Origin of the sequence: Epilithonimonas hispanica, assembly GCF_003385395.1 — a bacterium.
In the GTDB taxonomy this organism is placed as follows: domain Bacteria; phylum Bacteroidota; class Bacteroidia; order Flavobacteriales; family Weeksellaceae; genus Epilithonimonas; species Epilithonimonas hispanica.
In genome coordinates, this window is sequence record NZ_QNUG01000010.1 from 76,899 (window position 1) to 95,114 (window position 18,216).

The following is an 18,216-nucleotide window of genomic DNA, read 5'->3' on the forward strand; positions in this document are numbered from 1 at the left end:
GGAATCCAAAAGGCTCCGTTTTTTTGTCAAAATTTACAAGCTAAAATATGATTGTTCGATTTGTCATAGTATTCAGCTTTCCAATAATGAGGGTCATCAATATTTCTAAATTCAATATTTTCAAATTTATATTGTTTTTTAAAAGGTTTGTCCAGAAAAATAATAATTGCATCCTCTTGAGGCCAACCCTTTGAAGTTTCAGCAATCTGATTTCCAAGTTTAATTTCTCGGTTAAGAATTTCTGTTAATTCTTTACTGAAGCTAGTAATGTGATTTTTATCAATCATCAGACCATACTCAAAAAAGCCATCGTATCTACATTATCCGCATAAGTATCTAACGAAGGATTCTGCGTTTCTCCAAAACCAATGGACTCCAATTCTAATTCCGGTTTTGCAACAATCGTTTGAATCTCATCTTTATTAGTTTCAACAAATTGTTTGGCTTCTTCCAAAGTTTCATAACGAGAAAAATTAATCACAGACAACGGACTGAATAACTTCTCATCTTCTTTCAACATTACAAAATTATTATCCCAGAACTGATCCTGATTCAGAAGGTAGACAGCTCTGTTGTAATCGTAATTATTAGCATATTTGTTATGATTAATAACGTCTTGATGATTCACAAAGTTTTCAAATAATCGGTCTAATTTGAAATCCTGAGGAATCAAAATTCTGGTAACATTTCTACATCCTAAACCAAAATATCTGAAAATATCATTGGCTAACAATTGTAATTCTTCATCAGTTTCATCACCTTTCAAAACTGCGATAGAAGTTCTGTTTTTTCTGATGATACTAAGGCTATCTTTGAAATAATATTCCAGATATCTTGCTGTATTATTACTTCCGGTTGCAATCACAGCATCGAAGTTTTCTAGTTTTTCAACAATATGATATTCTATTTCCTGATTAGAATAGTCATTCCATAATTCTAAAAGAAAAGGTAAAATCAATCTGTCTTTGGACGATAATTTAATGACCGGAATATGATTGCTCAAAACCACAGAAATAATATCGTGAAAACCAACCAAAGGAATATTGCCTGCTAATATCAATCCTACCCTTTTCGAGGTATTTTTCAATTCGTATTTAGACAACCAATTGTTGACATTATCTTTAGTGAAAAGACTACTCCATTGTTCTAAATTATATCTTTGATTCTCTTGAGTAAACCAAGGGTTTTCAATCTCGGAACGCTTCATCAGATAAGCTAATCGTTCTTCTTTTTCAGTGTAATTGTTTTCATCTTTTTTGATAAAATCATTAATGAAATCCCCCAATTTTTCGAGTCCCAAAATTTTGTTTTCGTTCAGCATAGCTGGCTTTTTTTTTGTAATTTTGCACAAAATTAAAAATAAAATAGCAATGGCTATCAAGATAACTGATGAATGTATAAACTGTGGCGCTTGTGAACCGGAATGTCCAAACACCGCCATCTATGAAGGTGCTGTAGATTGGAAAGCATCAGAAGGTACAGAACTGAAAGGAATGGTAGTTTTATCTTCCGGACTTACTGTAGATGCAGATGCTGCTCAGGAACCTGTAGCAGACGATTATTACTTCATTGTAACTGATAAATGTACAGAATGTAAAGGTTTCCACGAGGAACCTCAATGTGCTGCGGTCTGCCCTGTTGACTGCTGTGTTCCTGATGAAGACAATGTGGAAACAGAAGAACAACTTTTAGCAAAAAAAGCTTTTCTTCATAACGAGTAACAATCAAGCCATTAGCAACAGCTTTTGGCTTTTTAAAAATAATTACCTTAACACCTAACAATTTAACAATTAATGAAAAAACATAATTTTAGCGCAGGTCCTAGTATCCTTCCACAAGATGTTTTTCAAAAAGCATCAGAAGCAGTTCTAAATTTTAACGGAATGGGATTATCCATTTTGGAAATTTCACACAGAAGTAAAGAATTTGTTGCAGTGATGGACGAGGCTCGCGCTATTGTAAAAAGATTGATGAATCTTGGAGACGATTACGAAGTGCTTTATCTACAAGGTGGTGCAAGTCTTCAGTTTTTGATGGTTCCTTTCAATCTTCTTTCTGTTGATGGAAAAGCAGCTTATACCAATACCGGAACTTGGGCTTCCGGAGCAATCAAAGAAGCTAAAGCGATTGGAAATGTAGATGTTGTAGCATCATCAAAAGAAGCTAATTATAATTATATCCCGAAAGATTACACTGTAGGTTCAGAATACGATTATTTCCATTGCACATCAAACAATACAATTTTCGGAACTCAAATCAAAGAATTCCCGAAAGTTGATACATTGATGGTTTGTGATATGTCTTCTGATATTTTCAGTAGAGAGTTGGATTTTTCTCAGTTTGATTTGATATATGCTGGAGCTCAGAAAAATATGGGTCCTGCTGGAGCAACTTTGGTTGTGGTGAAAAAATCGATTCTTGGAAAATCTGGAAGAACTATTCCTACTTATTTGGATTATACTGTTCATATAGACAAAGAATCTATGTCCAATACACCTCCTGTTTTTGCGGTTTATGTTTCTTACCTGACTCTAAAACATCTTGAAGAAAACGGAGGAATCGCAGCTGCTGAAGCTAGAAATAATGCTAAAGCTAAATTGCTTTACGACGAGATTGACAACAATCCAAATTTCCAAGGTGTGGCTGCGGTAGAAGACCGTTCTTTTATGAATGTGACTTTCACTTTGACAGATGAGTCTAAGAAAGAAGCTTTTGACTCTGCTTGGAAAGCGGCTGGAATCAGCGGTCTAAATGGTCACAGAAGTGTTGGCGGTTACAGAGCGAGTATTTACAATGCAATGCCTATCGAAAGTGTGCAGGTTTTAGTAGATGTAATGAAGAGTATCTAAGTACTTTTTCTTCTTATAAATCAGAAACGTCCTTGTTAATCTAGGACGTTTTTTTGTTAATATAATGTTAATCAGAAGAAAAAATTGTATCTTAGCGAACCTTGATTTTCTAAGATATTAGGAAAACTCAATAACTAAAGGACTTTTGAATTTAAAATGATTGTATTAGCTAATGACGGACTCTCCGAAAAGGGGATTCTGCTTTTGAAAGAAGCAGGTATTACGGTTTTGGAAGCCAGAGTATCTTCGGAGCATTTGAGCAAGTTCATCAATGATAATAATGTAGATGTTCTTCTAGTAAGAAGTGCAACCCAAGTTAGACAAAAACTGATTGACGAATGCCCTAATCTTAAAATCATTGGACGAGGCGGTGTAGGAATGGATAATATTGATGTAGAATATGCTATTGACAAAGGTATCTATATCATCAATACACCAAAAGCTTCTTGCAAATCTGTTGCAGAGCTGGTTTTTGCCCATTTTTTTTCATTAGCAAGATTTCTTCACGAAAGTAACAGATTGATGCCTTTAGAAGGGGAAACTAATTTCAATACTTTGAAGAAATCATTCAATAACGCGACTGAACTTTCCGGAAAAACACTTGGTGTTATCGGAATGGGAAATATCGGAATCGAAGTGATCAAAATGGGTATTTCTCTCGGAATGAAAATCTTAGCTTACAACAGAACTCCGAAAACTGAGAAAGTTCAGCTCACTTTCTTCGATGGTCAATCCTTGGATTTTGAAATAAAATCTGTAACTTTAAATGAAGTTTTAGAGAATTCGGATTTTATCAGCCTCAATACAAATCTTACAGAAGGTTACCTAATAGACCAAAAAGAATTGGAATTGATGAAAGAAGGCGTTTTCATTGCCAACACAGCAAGAGGCGGAGTCATCAATGAAGTAGCACTTTTGGATGCGATAGAAAGCGGAAAAGTTTATGGCGCTGCATTAGATGTTTTTGAAAAAGAACCAACTCCGGAAGTATTGATTTTGATGAATCCAGCCCTATCTCTTTCTCCACACGTTGGTGGCAACACAAAGGATGCTCAAAACAGAATTGGGGAAGAATTAGCGCAACAAATTATAAAAATAAAAGCTCAACTATAATATATATGCCAGTATTTAAACCATTCAAAGGAATCAGGCCTAACCACGATTATGTAGATGTTTTCCCGACTTATTCTTTGGATAATTTCACTCAGGAAGAGATCAACAAAAAAGCGCAGTTGGACAATTCTTATATCCAGATGATAAAGCCTGCTGTTGTAAGTAAATCTAAAGATATTGACAGAAATTTCCGAAAAGTAAGATCCAATTATGAGGAATTATTAGAAGAAAAAAAATTAACCCAAGATGAGTCTGCTTATTATCTTTACGAACAGACATTGCCAGACAAAAGTACTTTCAGAGGATTATTAGGCCTTGTAAGTGTAGATGATTTCTGGGATGGCAAAATTAAAAAACACGAGTCCACCATCACAGAACGTAGAATGAAAATGGCGCATTACCTGGAGAAAGTCAACATCCAAGCCGAGCCGGTTCTTTTAACATATCATTCCAACTCCAAAGTGGAACTCTTGATGACACACGAGCAAAAAAATGTTCCAATCATCAATTTCAAAGATGACAAAGGTGTAAAACATAAAATTTGGAAAATTGATAATAGGTTGAAGCTTCAGCAATTTAAAGAAGTTCTTGACCCAATCGATTCTTTTTACATTGCAGATGGACACCATAGAATTGGTTCCGTTGCAGAATATGCAAAAAAACAAAGAGACAAATACAAAAGATCTCACGGAACAGAACATTATAACTTTGTTTACAGTTTTATTGTTTCCAATCAATCTATTAAAATAAATGATTACAATCGTCTTCTGAATGACTTAAATGGTCTATCAAACGAAGAAATACTTGAGAAGCTAAAAGAAGATTTCCAAATCCATGACAAAGGAACAGCGCCATACTTCCCTTCTCAGAAGTTCCACATCAGTATGTACCTTGGTGGTAGATTTTATAGTTTACACGTTAAGCACAACATCAGAGAAGAGCTAAAAGATGGAAACGATCTAGATCATCATTTGGTGGACAAGTATATTTTCGAAAAATTATTCGGGATAGAAAATGCCAAACATACCGACAAGATCACTTATCTCAAAGGAACATCCAACACAGATGGAATTATTGAAATCAAAGAAAAAGTAGATTCTGGAGAATACAAAGTAGGTTTTGGAATCTATCCTATCAGTTTCAATGATTTGTTAAAAATCTCTGATAAAGAAATAAAAATGCCACCTAAATGTACGTTAATCGAGCCTAAATTGATTACAGCTTTGATGATGTATGACATGAAGTAAATTACTACTGATAATTCAAAAGTGACAATATTCTGTCACTTTTTTTATTTCTTATAAATCTATTGTTTTAACTTTTTAAATTGAAATTCAAAATATTAAACAATAAATTTTTAATACAAGTATCAATATCTAAATATAATTAACATTAGTTAATTTTTATTTTTATCTTTACTTAGCAAAACACAAAAGATATATTAAATTAATAACTTATTATGTATCCAAAGGAATATATCAATTGTGACCAAGAACCTATTCATATCTGTGGAGAAGTCCAGGAATATGGATATCTAATTGGAACAAAAGATTCCAAAATTACGTTCTACAGTGAGAATATTTTGGAGTTTTTTTCTCTCGATTCCAAGTCGATTATAGGACAAAGTGTTGAAGTTTTATTTGATGAATTAAAGCTTGACATCAATTGGGATAACTTTTCTAATAATCAAGAACTTGCGATACAACATATAACTTTCGGGAAAGAAGATTATACGCTGTCAATTCATAGTAATAATGGCTTTACCTTTTACGAAATAGAGAAAGTAAAACCAAACCATAAAATCAACAAAGAGTACCAGGCTGTTCAGAATATTCTGAAAAATTCTAATGATGAGAATATCTGGAAAGTTCTTTTGAAAGAGATTCAGGAAATTATAGATTTTGATCGTGCAATGATTTATCAATTTCTGTATGATGGAAGTGGCGAAGTGATTGAAGAATCTGTAAAACCAGGTTTGGAAAGTTATCTTCATCTCCATTATCCAGAATCTGACATTCCGGCTCAGGCAAGAGCTCTTTATCTTAAAAACACTGTCAGAATTACATCTCACGTTTCTGGGAAAACCTATCCTATTTTCGGTGTTCAAAAAGAAGAAATCGATTTGACTTATAGCGTTACGAGATCATCATCACCTATTCATCGTCAGTATCTTAAGAACGCAGGTGTAGAATCTAGTTTCAGTACGTCTATCATTGTCAACGGACAATTGTGGGGATTGGTAGCTTGTCAAAATGCTGAGCCAAAACATCTCGATTTACAGTCCAGATTACTAGTGGAAACTCTTACCAGAACATCTGCAAATGCTTATGGTTCTTACAGAGCTTTGGAAACTTTGGAAGAATATCAAAGAATCAATCTTAATAATATATCGCTTCGTCAAAATCTCTTGAATGAAGATCATTTTGAAAAATCACTGAAAGATAATATCGATGATATTATGAACACTTGTTACGCCGAAGGAATGATTATCAAAATTAATAACGAGATATTAACCCACGGCAATGTTCCCAATCATTCTGACATACAGAAAATCATCCAGTGGAGCAAAGATAATGAGCAAGACTTTGAGGAGAATATTTTCATATCCAATACTTTTTGTAAAACAAGTAATCTGGAGCTGGACAATTCTGAATTAAGCTGTGGAATTATCATTAGCGTATTAGCAAGTAAGACTTCTGATATGCTGATTTGGTTAAGGAAAGAACAAAATCAAAAAATAAAATGGGCAGGAAAACCAGAAAAAGGAACTGTCTCTGAAATTAAAGATGGTGTAGAAATTATCAAATTCTCTCCAAGAACATCTTTCGAAGTTTGGAAAGAGTATGTGAAAGATACTTCTATTCCTTGGAAAATCAAGGAAATAGAATCTGCAAAATGGATCACTTCCGTAATCTTAAAAGCATCTCATACCAAGTCCTCTCAGATCCAAGATCTTAACAATCAATTAAAAGAACTGAACGCAGAATTAGATTCTTTTTCATACACGATTTCTCACGACCTCAATACACCTCTGACCGTCATAAAATTGAATGCTCAATTGATGAAACGAAGTTTTGATCCGGAGGAAAAATCTTCTCAATTTCTCAATACAATCATTACTCAGGTAGATTCTATGAGTGATATGATTAAGAATGTTTTGGAACTTAGTAAAATCAAAAAATCAGAGATAGAGCTTAAAAGCATAGAAGTCAATTCTTTAATTAATCAATTGGCAGAAGACTCCAAAATAAGCTTTGATTCACCGAATACGGAAGTCATTATTGAAAATACACCGGAAGTTTTAGGAGATCCAACGATGGTTTACCAAGTCTTTGGAAACGTGATTGGTAATGCTATTAAATATTCTTCAAAATCTCTAAAACCCAAAGTAAGAATCATTGGAGAAGTTGATGAATACGAAGTTATTTACAAGATTTCTGACAATGGGATTGGCATTGATAAACAAGATGAAGATAAAATGTTCAAAATATTCAGCCGAATGAGTAATGCCAAATCCTTCAAAGGAAACGGCGTGGGGTTGAATATCGTTCATCATCTGATGGAGAAAATGGGTGGACAGATAAGCTATGAAAGCGAGAGTGGAAAAGGAACAACGTTTATATTAAAATTTCAAAAACCTGATTATGATTTCAGTATTTCTTAAAGAACAAACCAAACAACAACACGACGACACAGAAGCGAAATTACAATCTCAGAAGATTTTTGACAAGTCTTATACGTTGGAAGACTATAAAACTTTATTAATTCACAATTATCAATTAATCAGCAGATACGAACCTCAAATCCAAGAGCAATTAAAAAACTACACTGAATTGAAATTAGATCTTAGAAGTAAAATCAATGCACTTAAAATTGATTTGAATAATCTTAATATCGAAACAGAATCAGAAGCACCAACACAAAATCTAGAAAATGAAGCAGAAGCTTTTGGCGCCTTGTACGTAATGGAAGGCTCTACTTTGGGTGGAAATGTTATCGCAAAACAACTAAAAAGAAACCCTGAATTCGAGAATGTAGAATTCAATTATTTTGGAGTTTATGGAGAGAAAACTGGTCCGTTTTGGCAGGAATTCAAATCTATTATTGATGAAAAAATCACAGAAGAACATTACGAAGCTTGCGTAACTGGAGCTAAAAAAGCTTATCAATTATTAGCATAAATTTTTAGTATAAAAAAGGAGTGAAAAATTAATTTCACTCCTTTTTTATGCTTAAGTCAAATATTGGAATTAACCTCCAATCTTAACCAATTCTACATCGAAAACTAACCACGCATTTGGTGGAATAACACCTCCAGCTCCTCTTTCTCCGTAACCTAAAGCTGGTGGGATTAACAAAGTTGCAGTTTCACCTTCTTTAAGAAGCATGATTCCTTCGTCCCAACCTTTAATAACCTGTCCAACTCCAATTGGAATATCGATAGGTTGTCCTCTCTTGAAAGAGTTGTCAAACTCATCTCCATTTACCAATTTACCAGCGTAATGAACCGCTACGGTTTGTCCTGCAGTTGGAGCTGCTCCAGTAGATGCTTTTGTTATTTTATAGAATAATCCAGAAGGCGTAGATTGCATTCCTGCTTTCATATCATCAACCAATTTTTGTTGGTTAGCTTTGAATTCTTCTTCCTTTCTTTTCTTTTCTTCTTCAGCTTTTGCTAAATAAGCTTTGTTTTTTTCTTCGATTTTATCTTTTCCTTCTGCAAAGATTTTAGCAGCATCGTAATGTTTGTAAGCATCACCTTTACCGAAAACAGCTACCTTAGTTAAAACAACATCCGTTTTAGGCTTGTCCTGAGCTCCTTTTTCTACAGCAGCAATAGAGTCAATCGTCGCTGTACTACCCACTACTTTTCCGAAGATCGTATGTCTACCATCCAACCAAGGCGTTGCAACCTCTGTGATGAAGAACTGAGAACCGTTGGTATTAGGTCCAGAGTTAGCCATAGACAAGATTCCTTTACCTGTATGTTGAAGGTCATTTTTCTCGTCAGCAAATTTGTATCCTGGATCTCCCATTCCTGTTCCTTGAGGATCTCCACCTTGGATCATAAAATCCTTAATCACTCTGTGAAAAATAGTTCCATCATAAAATGGTTCTCCTTTTTTCTTTGCTTTGTTTTCGATTTTACCTTCTGCTAAGCCTACGAAGTTAGCTACAGTTACCGGAGATTTCTCATCCTCGAATTTAACTAAAATCTCTCCTTTGCTTGTTACAAAATTTCCATAAAGCCCGTCTGGCAGACTTTTATAAACTTCTTTGTCTATTTCCAATGTTTTACAATTTAATAATGTTAATAATGTTATAGAAAGTGCTATAATTTTCTTCATAGTTTATAATATCGTTGGTTATAATACTTTTACTTTAATAATGAGAGGCATATCATTCGTGATTTTTTTATTATCACCATAAGTTCCGTAAGCCAAAACAGAAGGAACTAATATTTCTGCTTCTTCTCCTTTTTTAAGGTATCTGATGACATCTTCCACAGCATCTATCTCCTTGAAATGTCCAAACTCTACATTATTATTTTCTATTGGAGTATCATATAGTTTGGTTCTATCAAAATCGTAGATATCGTATTGGTAAGATACTTTTTCTCCATTGTTTTTACGTGAGAGCTTCTCCAAACCTTCGATATTAACCCAATAGTTTATTCCCATTGGATAATATTTCACTTCCTGAGAATTGATCCAATCTTGAATCTGAGTTCTCTCCAAATTATTAAGCTCCTTGGTTCTATTTTTAGAAACTTCCATTTCATTCTCAGACATATATTGCTCGTCCGAGTAATGCACTGGAGTTTGTTTAGCACAAGAAATGATTAGCATAAAAGATAGTAAACCAAATATTTTTTTCATAATTTTAATTAAGGTTTAAAAAAATCAAAATAGATTTCAAAAAACTTTTGCGAAATTAAGGATTTTCAAAGACTTAATTGTTATCAAAAACAAAAACCGGAAGATTAATTTCCGGTTTTCATTTTTCAATTTACTTTTTATTTAATCCTATATGCTATAGACATTTTCTTCAACCAACACTCTCCATCCAAAAGGATCTTCAGCTTGATTGGTTTGGATGTTAACAAGGTCATTTTTCAGTTGTACTGCAAAGCTCTCCTCATCAGAAAGTTTTGGTAACTCAAGACGCTCTCCTTGATATCCTAACGCTTCAAAAATACTAGTTACTACGGCAGTTCCCACGCCCCAAACTTCTTTCAAAGTTCCATTCTTTTGAGCTTCTATAACATCAGAAACTTTCACATCTCCGATTACTAAATTAATCCCTCTTTTTTCGGCTAATTTTATAAAACTATCTCTTGTAACACCGTCTAGAATTTTATCCGAAGTACTAGGAGTATAGATAGTATCATTGATTCTTACAAAAACATTCATCGTTCCACTCTCTTCAAAATATTCGTGAGAGCAATCATCTGTCCAGATAATCTGATCATAACCTTCTTCTATGGCTAATTGTGTAGGATAGAAAGACGCAGCGTAATTTCCTGCAGCTTTTGCAGCACCAACGCCTCCACTTGCAGCTCTGGAATAATGATCAGAAATCTTTACAGAAACTGGAGCCGTATAATAACTCTTGGCTGGAGTAGCTACAATCGCAAACATATATTTTTCAGAAATCCTTGCTTTAAGCGCTTCTTCTGTTGCAAAAAGCAATGGTCTTAGATATAAAGAAGTTCCTTCTCCATAAGGAATCCAATCTCTATCTATATCCACCAAAGCTTTCAAGCCTTCTAAGAATATCTCTTCGGAAATCTCAGGAATTGCTAATCTTTTTGCGGATTTGTTAATACGTTCAAAGTTCTTTTCTGGACGAAAAAGGAAGACTTGACCGTCTTTATCCTTATAAGCTTTCATTCCTTCAAAACACGCTTGTCCGTAATTAACCCCCATCATTGCAGGGGTAAATCCTATTGGACCATAAGGAACAAGTTGCACCTCCCCCCATTTTCCATTCTCATATTCGCAAATTATCATATGATCTATGAATACGTTTCCGAATGAAAAATTATTAGGATCGAAGTTTGAAATTCTTGGGTTGGTAGATTTTTGAATTATCATTTTTTAATTTTTTGTTGAGGTATTACAAATATATAATAATTTTTTATAAATCAAAATTTATGTTAAATTTGAAAAAAAAATACTTTGAAAAGACAATTAATCAAAACACAAGATGGAAGCAAAACACTTTTAATCAATGATTTAGAAGAAACTTACCATTCAAAACATGGTGCTTTACAAGAAGCAATACACGTATTTATCAAAAACGGACTTAATTTAATAAATTATTGCGAAATTAATATTTTAGAGTTGGGTTTCGGAACAGGTCTTAACGTTTTGGTAACATTTGATGAATATTTGAAAAATAACAAAAATCGTAAAATCAACTATTTTGGGATAGAAAAATATCCGATTTTTTTTGAAGAAGCATCAGAATTGTCTTATTCTGAATTATTTCCGAACCAAATTATCAAAGATTTGTCTCTAGAAATCCACAAAATAGAATGGGAAAAATTAGTTGAACTAGATGTTAATTTTCATCTTAAAAAGATAAAAGATGACTTTTTCAATATAAAAAACATGGATTTACCTCCTATCGATTTGGTTTATTTCGATTGTTTTGGAGCTAGAGTTCAGCCAGATCTTTGGGAAAAGGAAATATTTGAAATCGTGGCATCCAAAATGAAAACCGGAGGATTACTGACAACTTATTCATCCAAAGGAAGCATGAGACGAGCCTTGATAGAATTAGGCTTCGAAGTTGAGAAAAGACAAGGCCCACCCGGAAAAAGAGAAATGCTAATTGCTTGGAAAAAATAATTTACTTAAATTGAACATTCAAATCACATCTATGATAGACAAAATCAACATTCGTGTGTATGCGCTTTGCATAAAAGACAACAAAGTACTCGCACTTCACGAAGAATATGCCGGAGACCATCTTTTAAAATTACCCGGAGGCGGATTGGAATTTGGAGAAAGCACCTTAGAATGTCTCAAAAGAGAGTTTCAAGAAGAACTGAATCTTGAGATTGAAATCAAGGAACACTTTTATACTCAAGATGATTTTTTGGTTTCCAGATTCCGAGATAATGAACAATTAATTACGATTTATTATTTGGCGGAAATCCTAAATGAAGAAGATTTACTAATCTTAGACCCTTGTATAGAAAAGACAGAATGGATTCCGTTGGAAGGAGAAAATCCTTTTCCACTGCCCATTGACAAACGCGTTTTCGACATAGCAAAACAAAAATTTCTGAATTAATATTCAGGAATTTTTAATATAAAAAAGAAATTAGAAGTTTTTCAATCTCTTTATTTGTTGAACTTTCAAAAATTTTATTTTTTTCTAAACCATTTACCATTTCTACTTCAACATAGAATTGATTCTGTTCTTTCTGAAAACTTGATATGTAAATTAATTTATCTTTAAAATTATTTGTAAAACCAATCGCACAAAGATCAGCTTCCCAAAAATCAACTACTTGAATCTTTTCAAAATCAAGTTTTAGATGCAAGTAAGAAAGTAGGATATTAATTGTAATATCTTTCATATCATAAATCCCAAAGAAGGTCTTCGTATTTCTGGAGAATAATATCTTTGGAAAACCTGTTTTTGATAGATTCTTTGATATTCTCTTTGTTACTGTTTTTATGAACAGCGTGTTTTATTTTTTCAGCAAACGCATCATAATCCTCAATATTTGCTATTTCACCATTGATTTGATCGAGGATGATTTCATCAATTCCGCCAGGACAATTGTTTGCTAAAGAATAGATTCCGCAAGCTCCTGCTTCCAGAAGAACATTGGGAAAACCTTCGTAGCGCGAGGATAGAATAAACAAATCGGCATATTTGAGATATTGATAAGGATTACTTTTCTTGCCGTGGAAAACGACATGTTCCAATCCAAGCATTTCTTTCATCTGCAAAAGCATTTCCTTGTCTTTTCCGTCACCAAGAATGTGGAGCAAAATATTTTGATTTTTAAGTCTTGAAAAAACTTTCAAAAGATTATCAAATCCTTTTCTTGCAGACAGATTCCCAATTGCAACTACATTTTTGTGTTGATGAGAAAATTCGATTGGACGTTCTGATTCGTTCAGTTTTTCTTCGATGAAACTGATATCAACAGGATTATTGATTTTCACCAGTTTCTTTTTCTTGATTCCAAAATTTTTGCCAAGGTCGTGTTGCATATCATCACTCTGAGCAATGATTCTGTCATAACCATTATAAAATTTGTAGAAAAAACGAATTTCCTTTCTGGTAACGTGTTGCGAAACAACATTAGTTTCTCTTGCAATAAATTTGGTTTTCGGAAATAATCTTATAAATAATGACAAATAAGCATTCACTTCTCCAAAACCAGAAAACACAATATCTGGTTTTCTTCGTTTGATTTCCAGAAGAATTGGTTTAAGAGAATTTCTGATTCTAGGCGTTTGAATGTCAATAATCTCAACATCGGATTTCAAAAAATCAAGATAAGCACCTTCTTTTCTCAATAAAAGAATTGACGGAGAAAATCGGTCTCTTGGAAGATGGTTTGCAATGGTTGTCACAATGCGTTCTGCTCCTCCAGTTTCCAAATCGGGCAATATGAAAATGATTGATTTTTTCATAAGTTAAAATTACAAAACCAAAATGGGAAATCCTATAAATAAAAATGTTGGAAATTTTTCCAACATTTTTATATTTTAATTAGCAACGTCACTAATGAATTTAATCCTAAGAATTCTAACTTCTTCATCAGTTAAATCATCACCATATTCTGCAAGAAGCGTTTTCATACTATCACTTTCGGAGTTTTTCATAAAATCCATAAACTCATCAACGATGTCTTCATCAAAGTTTTCCTCAATATAATAATTGATATTCAATTTTGTACCCTGATAGATAATACTTTCCATTTCTGAAAGAAGCTCTATCATGGATAGATTTTTCGCTTTTGCAATATCTTCAAGATCTATTTTTTTATCTGTATTTTGAATAATAAAAACCTTGTGGCTAGATTTATTCGCCACTTGTTTTATTACCATATCCTGAGTCCTTTCTATATTGTTTTCTTCAACATATTTTTTGATGAAATCGGCAAACTCTTTACCATATTTTTTAGCCTTCCCTTCACCTACACCATAAATCTTCGCCACTTCCTCCACAGAAATAGGATACTGAACAGTCATATCCTCAAGACTTGGATCCATAAAAACAGTGTAAGGCGGTATACCGTGTTTTTTTGCCACAGTTTTACGAAGCTCTTTTAACTGATTGAATAATTCTTGATCCAAACCACCGCCAGCTTGCACCTGAGCTTGATCGCTATCAGATTTTGATTTGATTTGTGAAAGATCATATTCTCTGTCTTCGGCTATTTGGAAAGGTTCTTTAGATTTACCATTAATTACGGCTTGTCCCTTCTCTGAAATTTTTAAAACCCCATAAGTTTCTATATCTTTTTTCAAATAATCCTGAACAGTCGCCTGTCTGATAATAGATTTCCAATAATTGTCACTTTCAGATTTTCCAAATCCAAAATACTCTGTTTGTTCTAATTTATAAGACTTAGTAACAGCAGATTCTTTTCCTGCAATTACAGAAATCAAATCTTTGGTTTTGAATTTTTCACCTAAAACTTTTATCATTTCCAAAACCTTTTTAAGGTCTGCAGTAGCATCTTTCAAAGTTGGAGGATTCTGAGAGTTGTCGCACATTTTTGCACCCTCTCCGTTGATTGGATCAAAGATTTCTCCAAAGTAATAAAGTAGATATTGTCTTCTACTCATCGATGTTTCTGCATAACCAACAACTTCATTCAGAAGTTGAAGCCCAATTTCTCTTTCAGAAACAGGTTTTTGAGCCAAGAATTTTTCTAACTTTTCAATATCTTTTGGATCATAGAAAGCTAAACAATAACCTTCTCCTCCATCTCTACCTGCACGACCAGTTTCCTGATAATAACTTTCCAAAGATTTTGGAATATCGTAATGAATTACAAATCTTACATCTGGTTTGTCAATTCCCATCCCAAAGGCAATCGTTGCAACAATCACATCTGCCTCCTCCATTAGAAATTTGTCCTGATGAGAAACTCTTGTTTTCTGATCCAAACCAGCGTGATAAGGCAACGCATTAACACCATTAACCTGCAACAGCTGAGCAAACTCCTCTACTTTTCTTCGACTAAGACAGTAAACAATTCCGGATTCTCCTTTATGTTGATTGATGAATTTGACTATTTCTTTATCAACGTTAACTTTTGGTCTGATTTCATAAAACAAATTAGATCTATTGAAACTTTCCTTGAAAACCAAAGCATTATTCATTCCCAAAGTTTTCTGAATATCATCCTGAACTTTTGGTGTAGCAGTCGCAGTCAACGCAATCACGGGAACATCTGCAATTTTATCTATAATCCCTTTTAAGTTTCTATACTCTGGGCGAAAATCATGTCCCCATTCCGAGATACAGTGTGCTTCATCTATTGCAACAAAGGAAATTTTAACTGCTTTTAAAAATTCGAGATATTCTTCTTTGATGAGAGATTCCGGAGCAACATATAGCAATTTTGTTTTTCCAGCAGTAATGTCATCCATCACCTGTTTGGTCTGAGACTTATTGAGAGAGGAATTAAGAACGTGAGCAACACCTTCATCGGAAGACAAACCATTTACAGCATCAACCTGATTTTTCATCAAAGCAATTAATGGAGAAACAACAATTGCTGTTCCTTCCGAAATAAGTGCCGGCAATTGGTAACACAAGGATTTACCTCCACCAGTAGGCATCAAAACAAATATATCTTTTCCTTCTAATAGTTCTGTTATGATCTGTTCCTGTTGCCCTTTGAATTTAGAAAATCCAAAATATTTTTTGAGTTCGGCAGATAAGTTGATGTCTTTTGTATCCATCCTTTGATATTGTTTGCTAAATTTGCGCTTTAATAAAGTTGTGCAAATTTAGAGAATAAATTTTTTAACTATTTTAGATAAAAAAATGAAGCCTAAAACTTCATTTCTGTGATTTCAAATTATTGAAGTGAAGATACAAAATTAATACTATTAAAAAAAATAATTAAACATTTTAAAGTTTTGGATTCAAAAGACATTCTGTTTAATGCGCACCAAGCGCTAGATATAGAAATAAACGAACTAAAAAACCTACGTAACAGACTAAGTGACAGCTTTATAAAATCCGTCCTTACAATTAATGAAGTCAAGGGAAAATTAATAGTTGTTGGTATTGGAAAGTCTGCTCACGTTGCAAATAAAATAGTCGCTACTCTCAATTCCACAGGCACTCCATCTCAGTTTCTTCATGCAGCAGAAGCTATCCACGGCGATTTGGGAGTCATCCAAAAACAAGATGTTGTTCTATGCATTTCCTACTCTGGAAACTCACCAGAAATTGTAAATCTTTTACCATTTTTGAAGGAATATTCTACCGCCTTGATTGCTATGACTGGAAATCCTGAAAGTAAACTAGGGAAAGCCGCAGATATTATTTTGAATACCCATGTTGAAAAAGAAGCATGCCCTAATAAACTAGCTCCAACTAGCTCTACAACAGTCCAAATGGCTCTTGGCGATGCTTTAGCAGTTTGCTTGATGGAGCTTAAAGATTTTAAAGATATTGATTTTGCTAAGTTTCACCCAGGCGGAAGTCTTGGTAAAAACCTAACTGCAAAAGTGGAACAATTCGTTTCTACAAACAAGCCAGAAATCAGTACCGAAAGCTCAATTAGAGATGTCATCATTTCTGTGAGCGGTTCAAAACATGGTATTACTGTTGTTGTGGAAAATGAAAAAATCCTTGGTGTAATTACCGATGGAGATATCAGAAGAATGCTTCTTAATCAAGATGATATCTCCAAAGTCAAAGCTTCAGACATCATTAGTAAAAATCCTAAAACTATTGATAAAAATAAACTCGCAAAAGAAGCAATGCAAATTTTAAAAGATTATAATATCGGACAATTGGTTGTTACAGATGAAAATCAGTATTATGGTATTATAGATATCCACAAATTGCTAGATGAGGGGATTAATTAGAAGAACAAGACACTTCTAATTAATCCTTCTAATTCTTATAAGCTTTGTAATATCATTAGTAGCTTTAGAAACTACGCCAGAATTAGAACCATAATTTGGTGTTGAAGTTCCGCCTGGTTTATTCATCACAATTCGAATCAAATCATTAACAGCAAAATTTAAAATTACTCTTGGCATAATAACGGTTTGTACTTCATTGGTTATCCCATTATCGAATGGTAGTACTGTCCCAAAGACCGCTGTCCAAGTAGTTCCGTTATTTTGAGATTTACAAACCTGAAATATTGATCCTGAAGTCTTTCCCAGATTTCGTTGCAATAGAACCTGTATTATAAACAATGTCTGGATCTGCAAAACTTACCGCTATACCTCCATTAGCACCACTAGTTGTATTGATACCATTATAAGTAAAGGTTTGCGTAGATGTAGAATTCAAACTCAAAATTCTATTTGCAAGATAACCTTCTAATGAAGAAGTTAAACTTAAATCCAACCAATTTTTACCATTCCAAAAGTAATACCTATTAGCTAAAACATTATTAGGAAAAGTTCCTGCATGTGCAGTATTGTAAACAAACAAACCAGTCGCAGGAGAAGGTATTGTTGCGACATCTGTATTACTTAAGAGAGCTACTCTAGGTGGTAAAAAACCTTTTTTGCTTCCAACAGCTAAATCTGAAGTATTAATTTCTAATATAGCAGATGGTGAAACTTGAGAAGTTTGAATTCCCACCTGAGCAGAAAAATACCCAAAGAAGAAAATAAAAGAATACTTTATAAAATATCTATTCATCATATAACATAAAAATCCCTATCCACATAACTAAACAATTACGTAAAATCGAATAAACTTTCAATTTTGACAATGATTAACTGTGAAAATAGTTTTCGAAAATTAAAAAAACAACTCAATTTTTGAAAGACCTGAAAGTCTATATCGTTGATAAAATCTTATTATTAACAATAATAACTTTCGGGTCGCAAGAAACAAAATTATTCCAGAACACATTGTCAGAATAAAAAAAAACATCAATTTGAGACAATATTTAATATTAAGTAAATAAATACTTAAAACACATCAATCATGACATAAAATAATTGATTTTTTTAAGTACTTCTAAGGCAAAAAAATTGCTTAAATTTGTGCCATTGATTTTTTTCTA

General features: G+C 33.3%; 19 protein-coding genes. 9 read left to right on the forward strand and 10 right to left on the reverse strand.

All coding sequences use genetic code 11. The annotated features are described in order from the left end of the window. Positions 1-26: 26 nt before the first annotated feature. Positions 27-287, reverse strand: coding sequence for a hypothetical protein (locus tag DRF58_RS06280; RefSeq protein WP_116033939.1), 261 nt, complete (start codon positions 285-287; stop codon positions 27-29). Further along, complete coding sequence (locus DRF58_RS06285) at positions 287-1,321, reverse strand: acyl-CoA reductase (protein ID WP_116034004.1); 1,035 nt, start codon at positions 1,319-1,321, stop codon at positions 287-289. The genes DRF58_RS06280 and DRF58_RS06285 overlap by 1 nt, the downstream gene beginning before the upstream one ends. Before the next feature lie 49 nt (positions 1,322-1,370). Between DRF58_RS06285 and DRF58_RS06290 the strand changes: the two genes are divergently transcribed. From DRF58_RS06290 to DRF58_RS06315, 6 genes are all read left to right on the forward strand, one after another. Next, positions 1,371-1,721 (forward strand): 4Fe-4S binding protein, encoded by a 351-nt coding sequence (locus DRF58_RS06290; protein ID WP_116033941.1) that lies wholly within the window; start codon positions 1,371-1,373, stop codon positions 1,719-1,721. 72 nt (positions 1,722-1,793) lie between these two features. Beyond that, positions 1,794-2,849, forward strand: coding sequence for a 3-phosphoserine/phosphohydroxythreonine transaminase (gene serC / locus DRF58_RS06295; RefSeq protein WP_116033943.1), 1,056 nt, complete (start codon positions 1,794-1,796; stop codon positions 2,847-2,849). Between the two features lie 156 nt (positions 2,850-3,005). Beyond that, positions 3,006-3,962 (forward strand): D-2-hydroxyacid dehydrogenase, encoded by a 957-nt coding sequence (locus DRF58_RS06300; RefSeq protein ID WP_116033945.1) that lies wholly within the window; start codon positions 3,006-3,008, stop codon positions 3,960-3,962. A 5-nt stretch (positions 3,963-3,967) separates the two neighbouring features. Beyond that, positions 3,968-5,209 (forward strand): DUF1015 domain-containing protein, encoded by a 1,242-nt coding sequence (locus DRF58_RS06305; RefSeq protein ID WP_116033947.1) that lies wholly within the window; start codon positions 3,968-3,970, stop codon positions 5,207-5,209. A 212-nt stretch (positions 5,210-5,421) separates the two neighbouring features. Beyond that, a complete protein-coding gene (locus DRF58_RS06310; RefSeq protein WP_116033949.1) occupies positions 5,422-7,626 on the forward strand; it encodes an ATP-binding protein in 2,205 nt (734 codons plus the stop codon). Beyond that, complete coding sequence (locus DRF58_RS06315; protein WP_116033950.1) at positions 7,607-8,143, forward strand: biliverdin-producing heme oxygenase; 537 nt, start codon at positions 7,607-7,609, stop codon at positions 8,141-8,143. Before DRF58_RS06310 ends, DRF58_RS06315 begins: the two co-directional genes overlap by 20 nt. A gap of 69 nt (positions 8,144-8,212) precedes the next feature. Here the strand turns inward: DRF58_RS06315 and DRF58_RS06320 are convergent, their stop codons facing one another. From DRF58_RS06320 to DRF58_RS06330, 3 genes are all read right to left on the reverse strand, one after another. Beyond that, positions 8,213-9,310: a peptidylprolyl isomerase gene (locus tag DRF58_RS06320; protein ID WP_116033952.1), complete on the reverse strand. Its 1,098-nt coding sequence runs from the start codon at positions 9,308-9,310 to the stop codon at positions 8,213-8,215. 18 nt (positions 9,311-9,328) lie between these two features. Next, positions 9,329-9,841, reverse strand: a complete 513-nt coding sequence (locus DRF58_RS06325) for an FKBP-type peptidyl-prolyl cis-trans isomerase (protein WP_116033954.1) — start codon at positions 9,839-9,841, stop codon at positions 9,329-9,331. Between the two features lie 147 nt (positions 9,842-9,988). Next, on the reverse strand, positions 9,989-11,059 hold the full coding sequence (locus DRF58_RS06330) for a branched-chain amino acid aminotransferase (protein ID WP_116033956.1): 1,071 nt from the start codon (positions 11,057-11,059) through the stop codon (positions 9,989-9,991). A gap of 84 nt (positions 11,060-11,143) precedes the next feature. On the opposite strand from DRF58_RS06330, the gene mnmD reads away from it, so the two are divergent. Further along, on the forward strand, positions 11,144-11,818 hold the full coding sequence (gene mnmD / locus DRF58_RS06335) for a tRNA (5-methylaminomethyl-2-thiouridine)(34)-methyltransferase MnmD (RefSeq protein WP_116033958.1): 675 nt from the start codon (positions 11,144-11,146) through the stop codon (positions 11,816-11,818). Between the two features lie 31 nt (positions 11,819-11,849). Then, the gene (locus DRF58_RS06340; RefSeq protein ID WP_116033960.1) at positions 11,850-12,266 is read left to right on the forward strand and encodes an NUDIX domain-containing protein; all 417 of its coding nucleotides are present in this window, start codon (positions 11,850-11,852) and stop codon (positions 12,264-12,266) included. Positions 12,267-12,279: 13 nt separating this feature from the next. Here DRF58_RS06340 and DRF58_RS06345 read toward each other — a convergent pair whose 3' ends face one another. The 3 genes from DRF58_RS06345 to recQ form a co-directional block, all read right to left on the reverse strand. Next, a complete protein-coding gene (locus DRF58_RS06345; protein WP_116033962.1) occupies positions 12,280-12,555 on the reverse strand; it encodes a hypothetical protein in 276 nt (91 codons plus the stop codon). A 1-nt stretch (position 12,556) separates the two neighbouring features. Then, the gene (locus DRF58_RS06350; RefSeq protein ID WP_116033963.1) at positions 12,557-13,627 is read right to left on the reverse strand and encodes a glycosyltransferase; all 1,071 of its coding nucleotides are present in this window, start codon (positions 13,625-13,627) and stop codon (positions 12,557-12,559) included. Positions 13,628-13,702: 75 nt separating this feature from the next. Continuing rightward, entirely contained in the window at positions 13,703-15,913 is a 2,211-nt protein-coding gene (recQ, locus tag DRF58_RS06355; protein ID WP_116033965.1) for a DNA helicase RecQ, read from the reverse strand. A 180-nt stretch (positions 15,914-16,093) separates the two neighbouring features. On the opposite strand from recQ, the gene DRF58_RS06360 reads away from it, so the two are divergent. After that, positions 16,094-17,053 (forward strand): KpsF/GutQ family sugar-phosphate isomerase, encoded by a 960-nt coding sequence (locus tag DRF58_RS06360; RefSeq protein WP_116033966.1) that lies wholly within the window; start codon positions 16,094-16,096, stop codon positions 17,051-17,053. 15 nt (positions 17,054-17,068) lie between these two features. Here the strand turns inward: DRF58_RS06360 and DRF58_RS06365 are convergent, their stop codons facing one another. Together DRF58_RS06365 and DRF58_RS06370 are read right to left on the reverse strand one after the other, a co-directional pair. Continuing rightward, positions 17,069-17,371 (reverse strand): hypothetical protein, encoded by a 303-nt coding sequence (locus DRF58_RS06365; RefSeq protein WP_116033968.1) that lies wholly within the window; start codon positions 17,369-17,371, stop codon positions 17,069-17,071. Further along, a complete protein-coding gene (locus tag DRF58_RS06370) occupies positions 17,322-17,849 on the reverse strand; it encodes a hypothetical protein (protein WP_116033970.1) in 528 nt (175 codons plus the stop codon). The genes DRF58_RS06365 and DRF58_RS06370 overlap by 50 nt, the downstream gene beginning before the upstream one ends. Positions 17,850-18,216 lie beyond the last annotated feature (367 nt).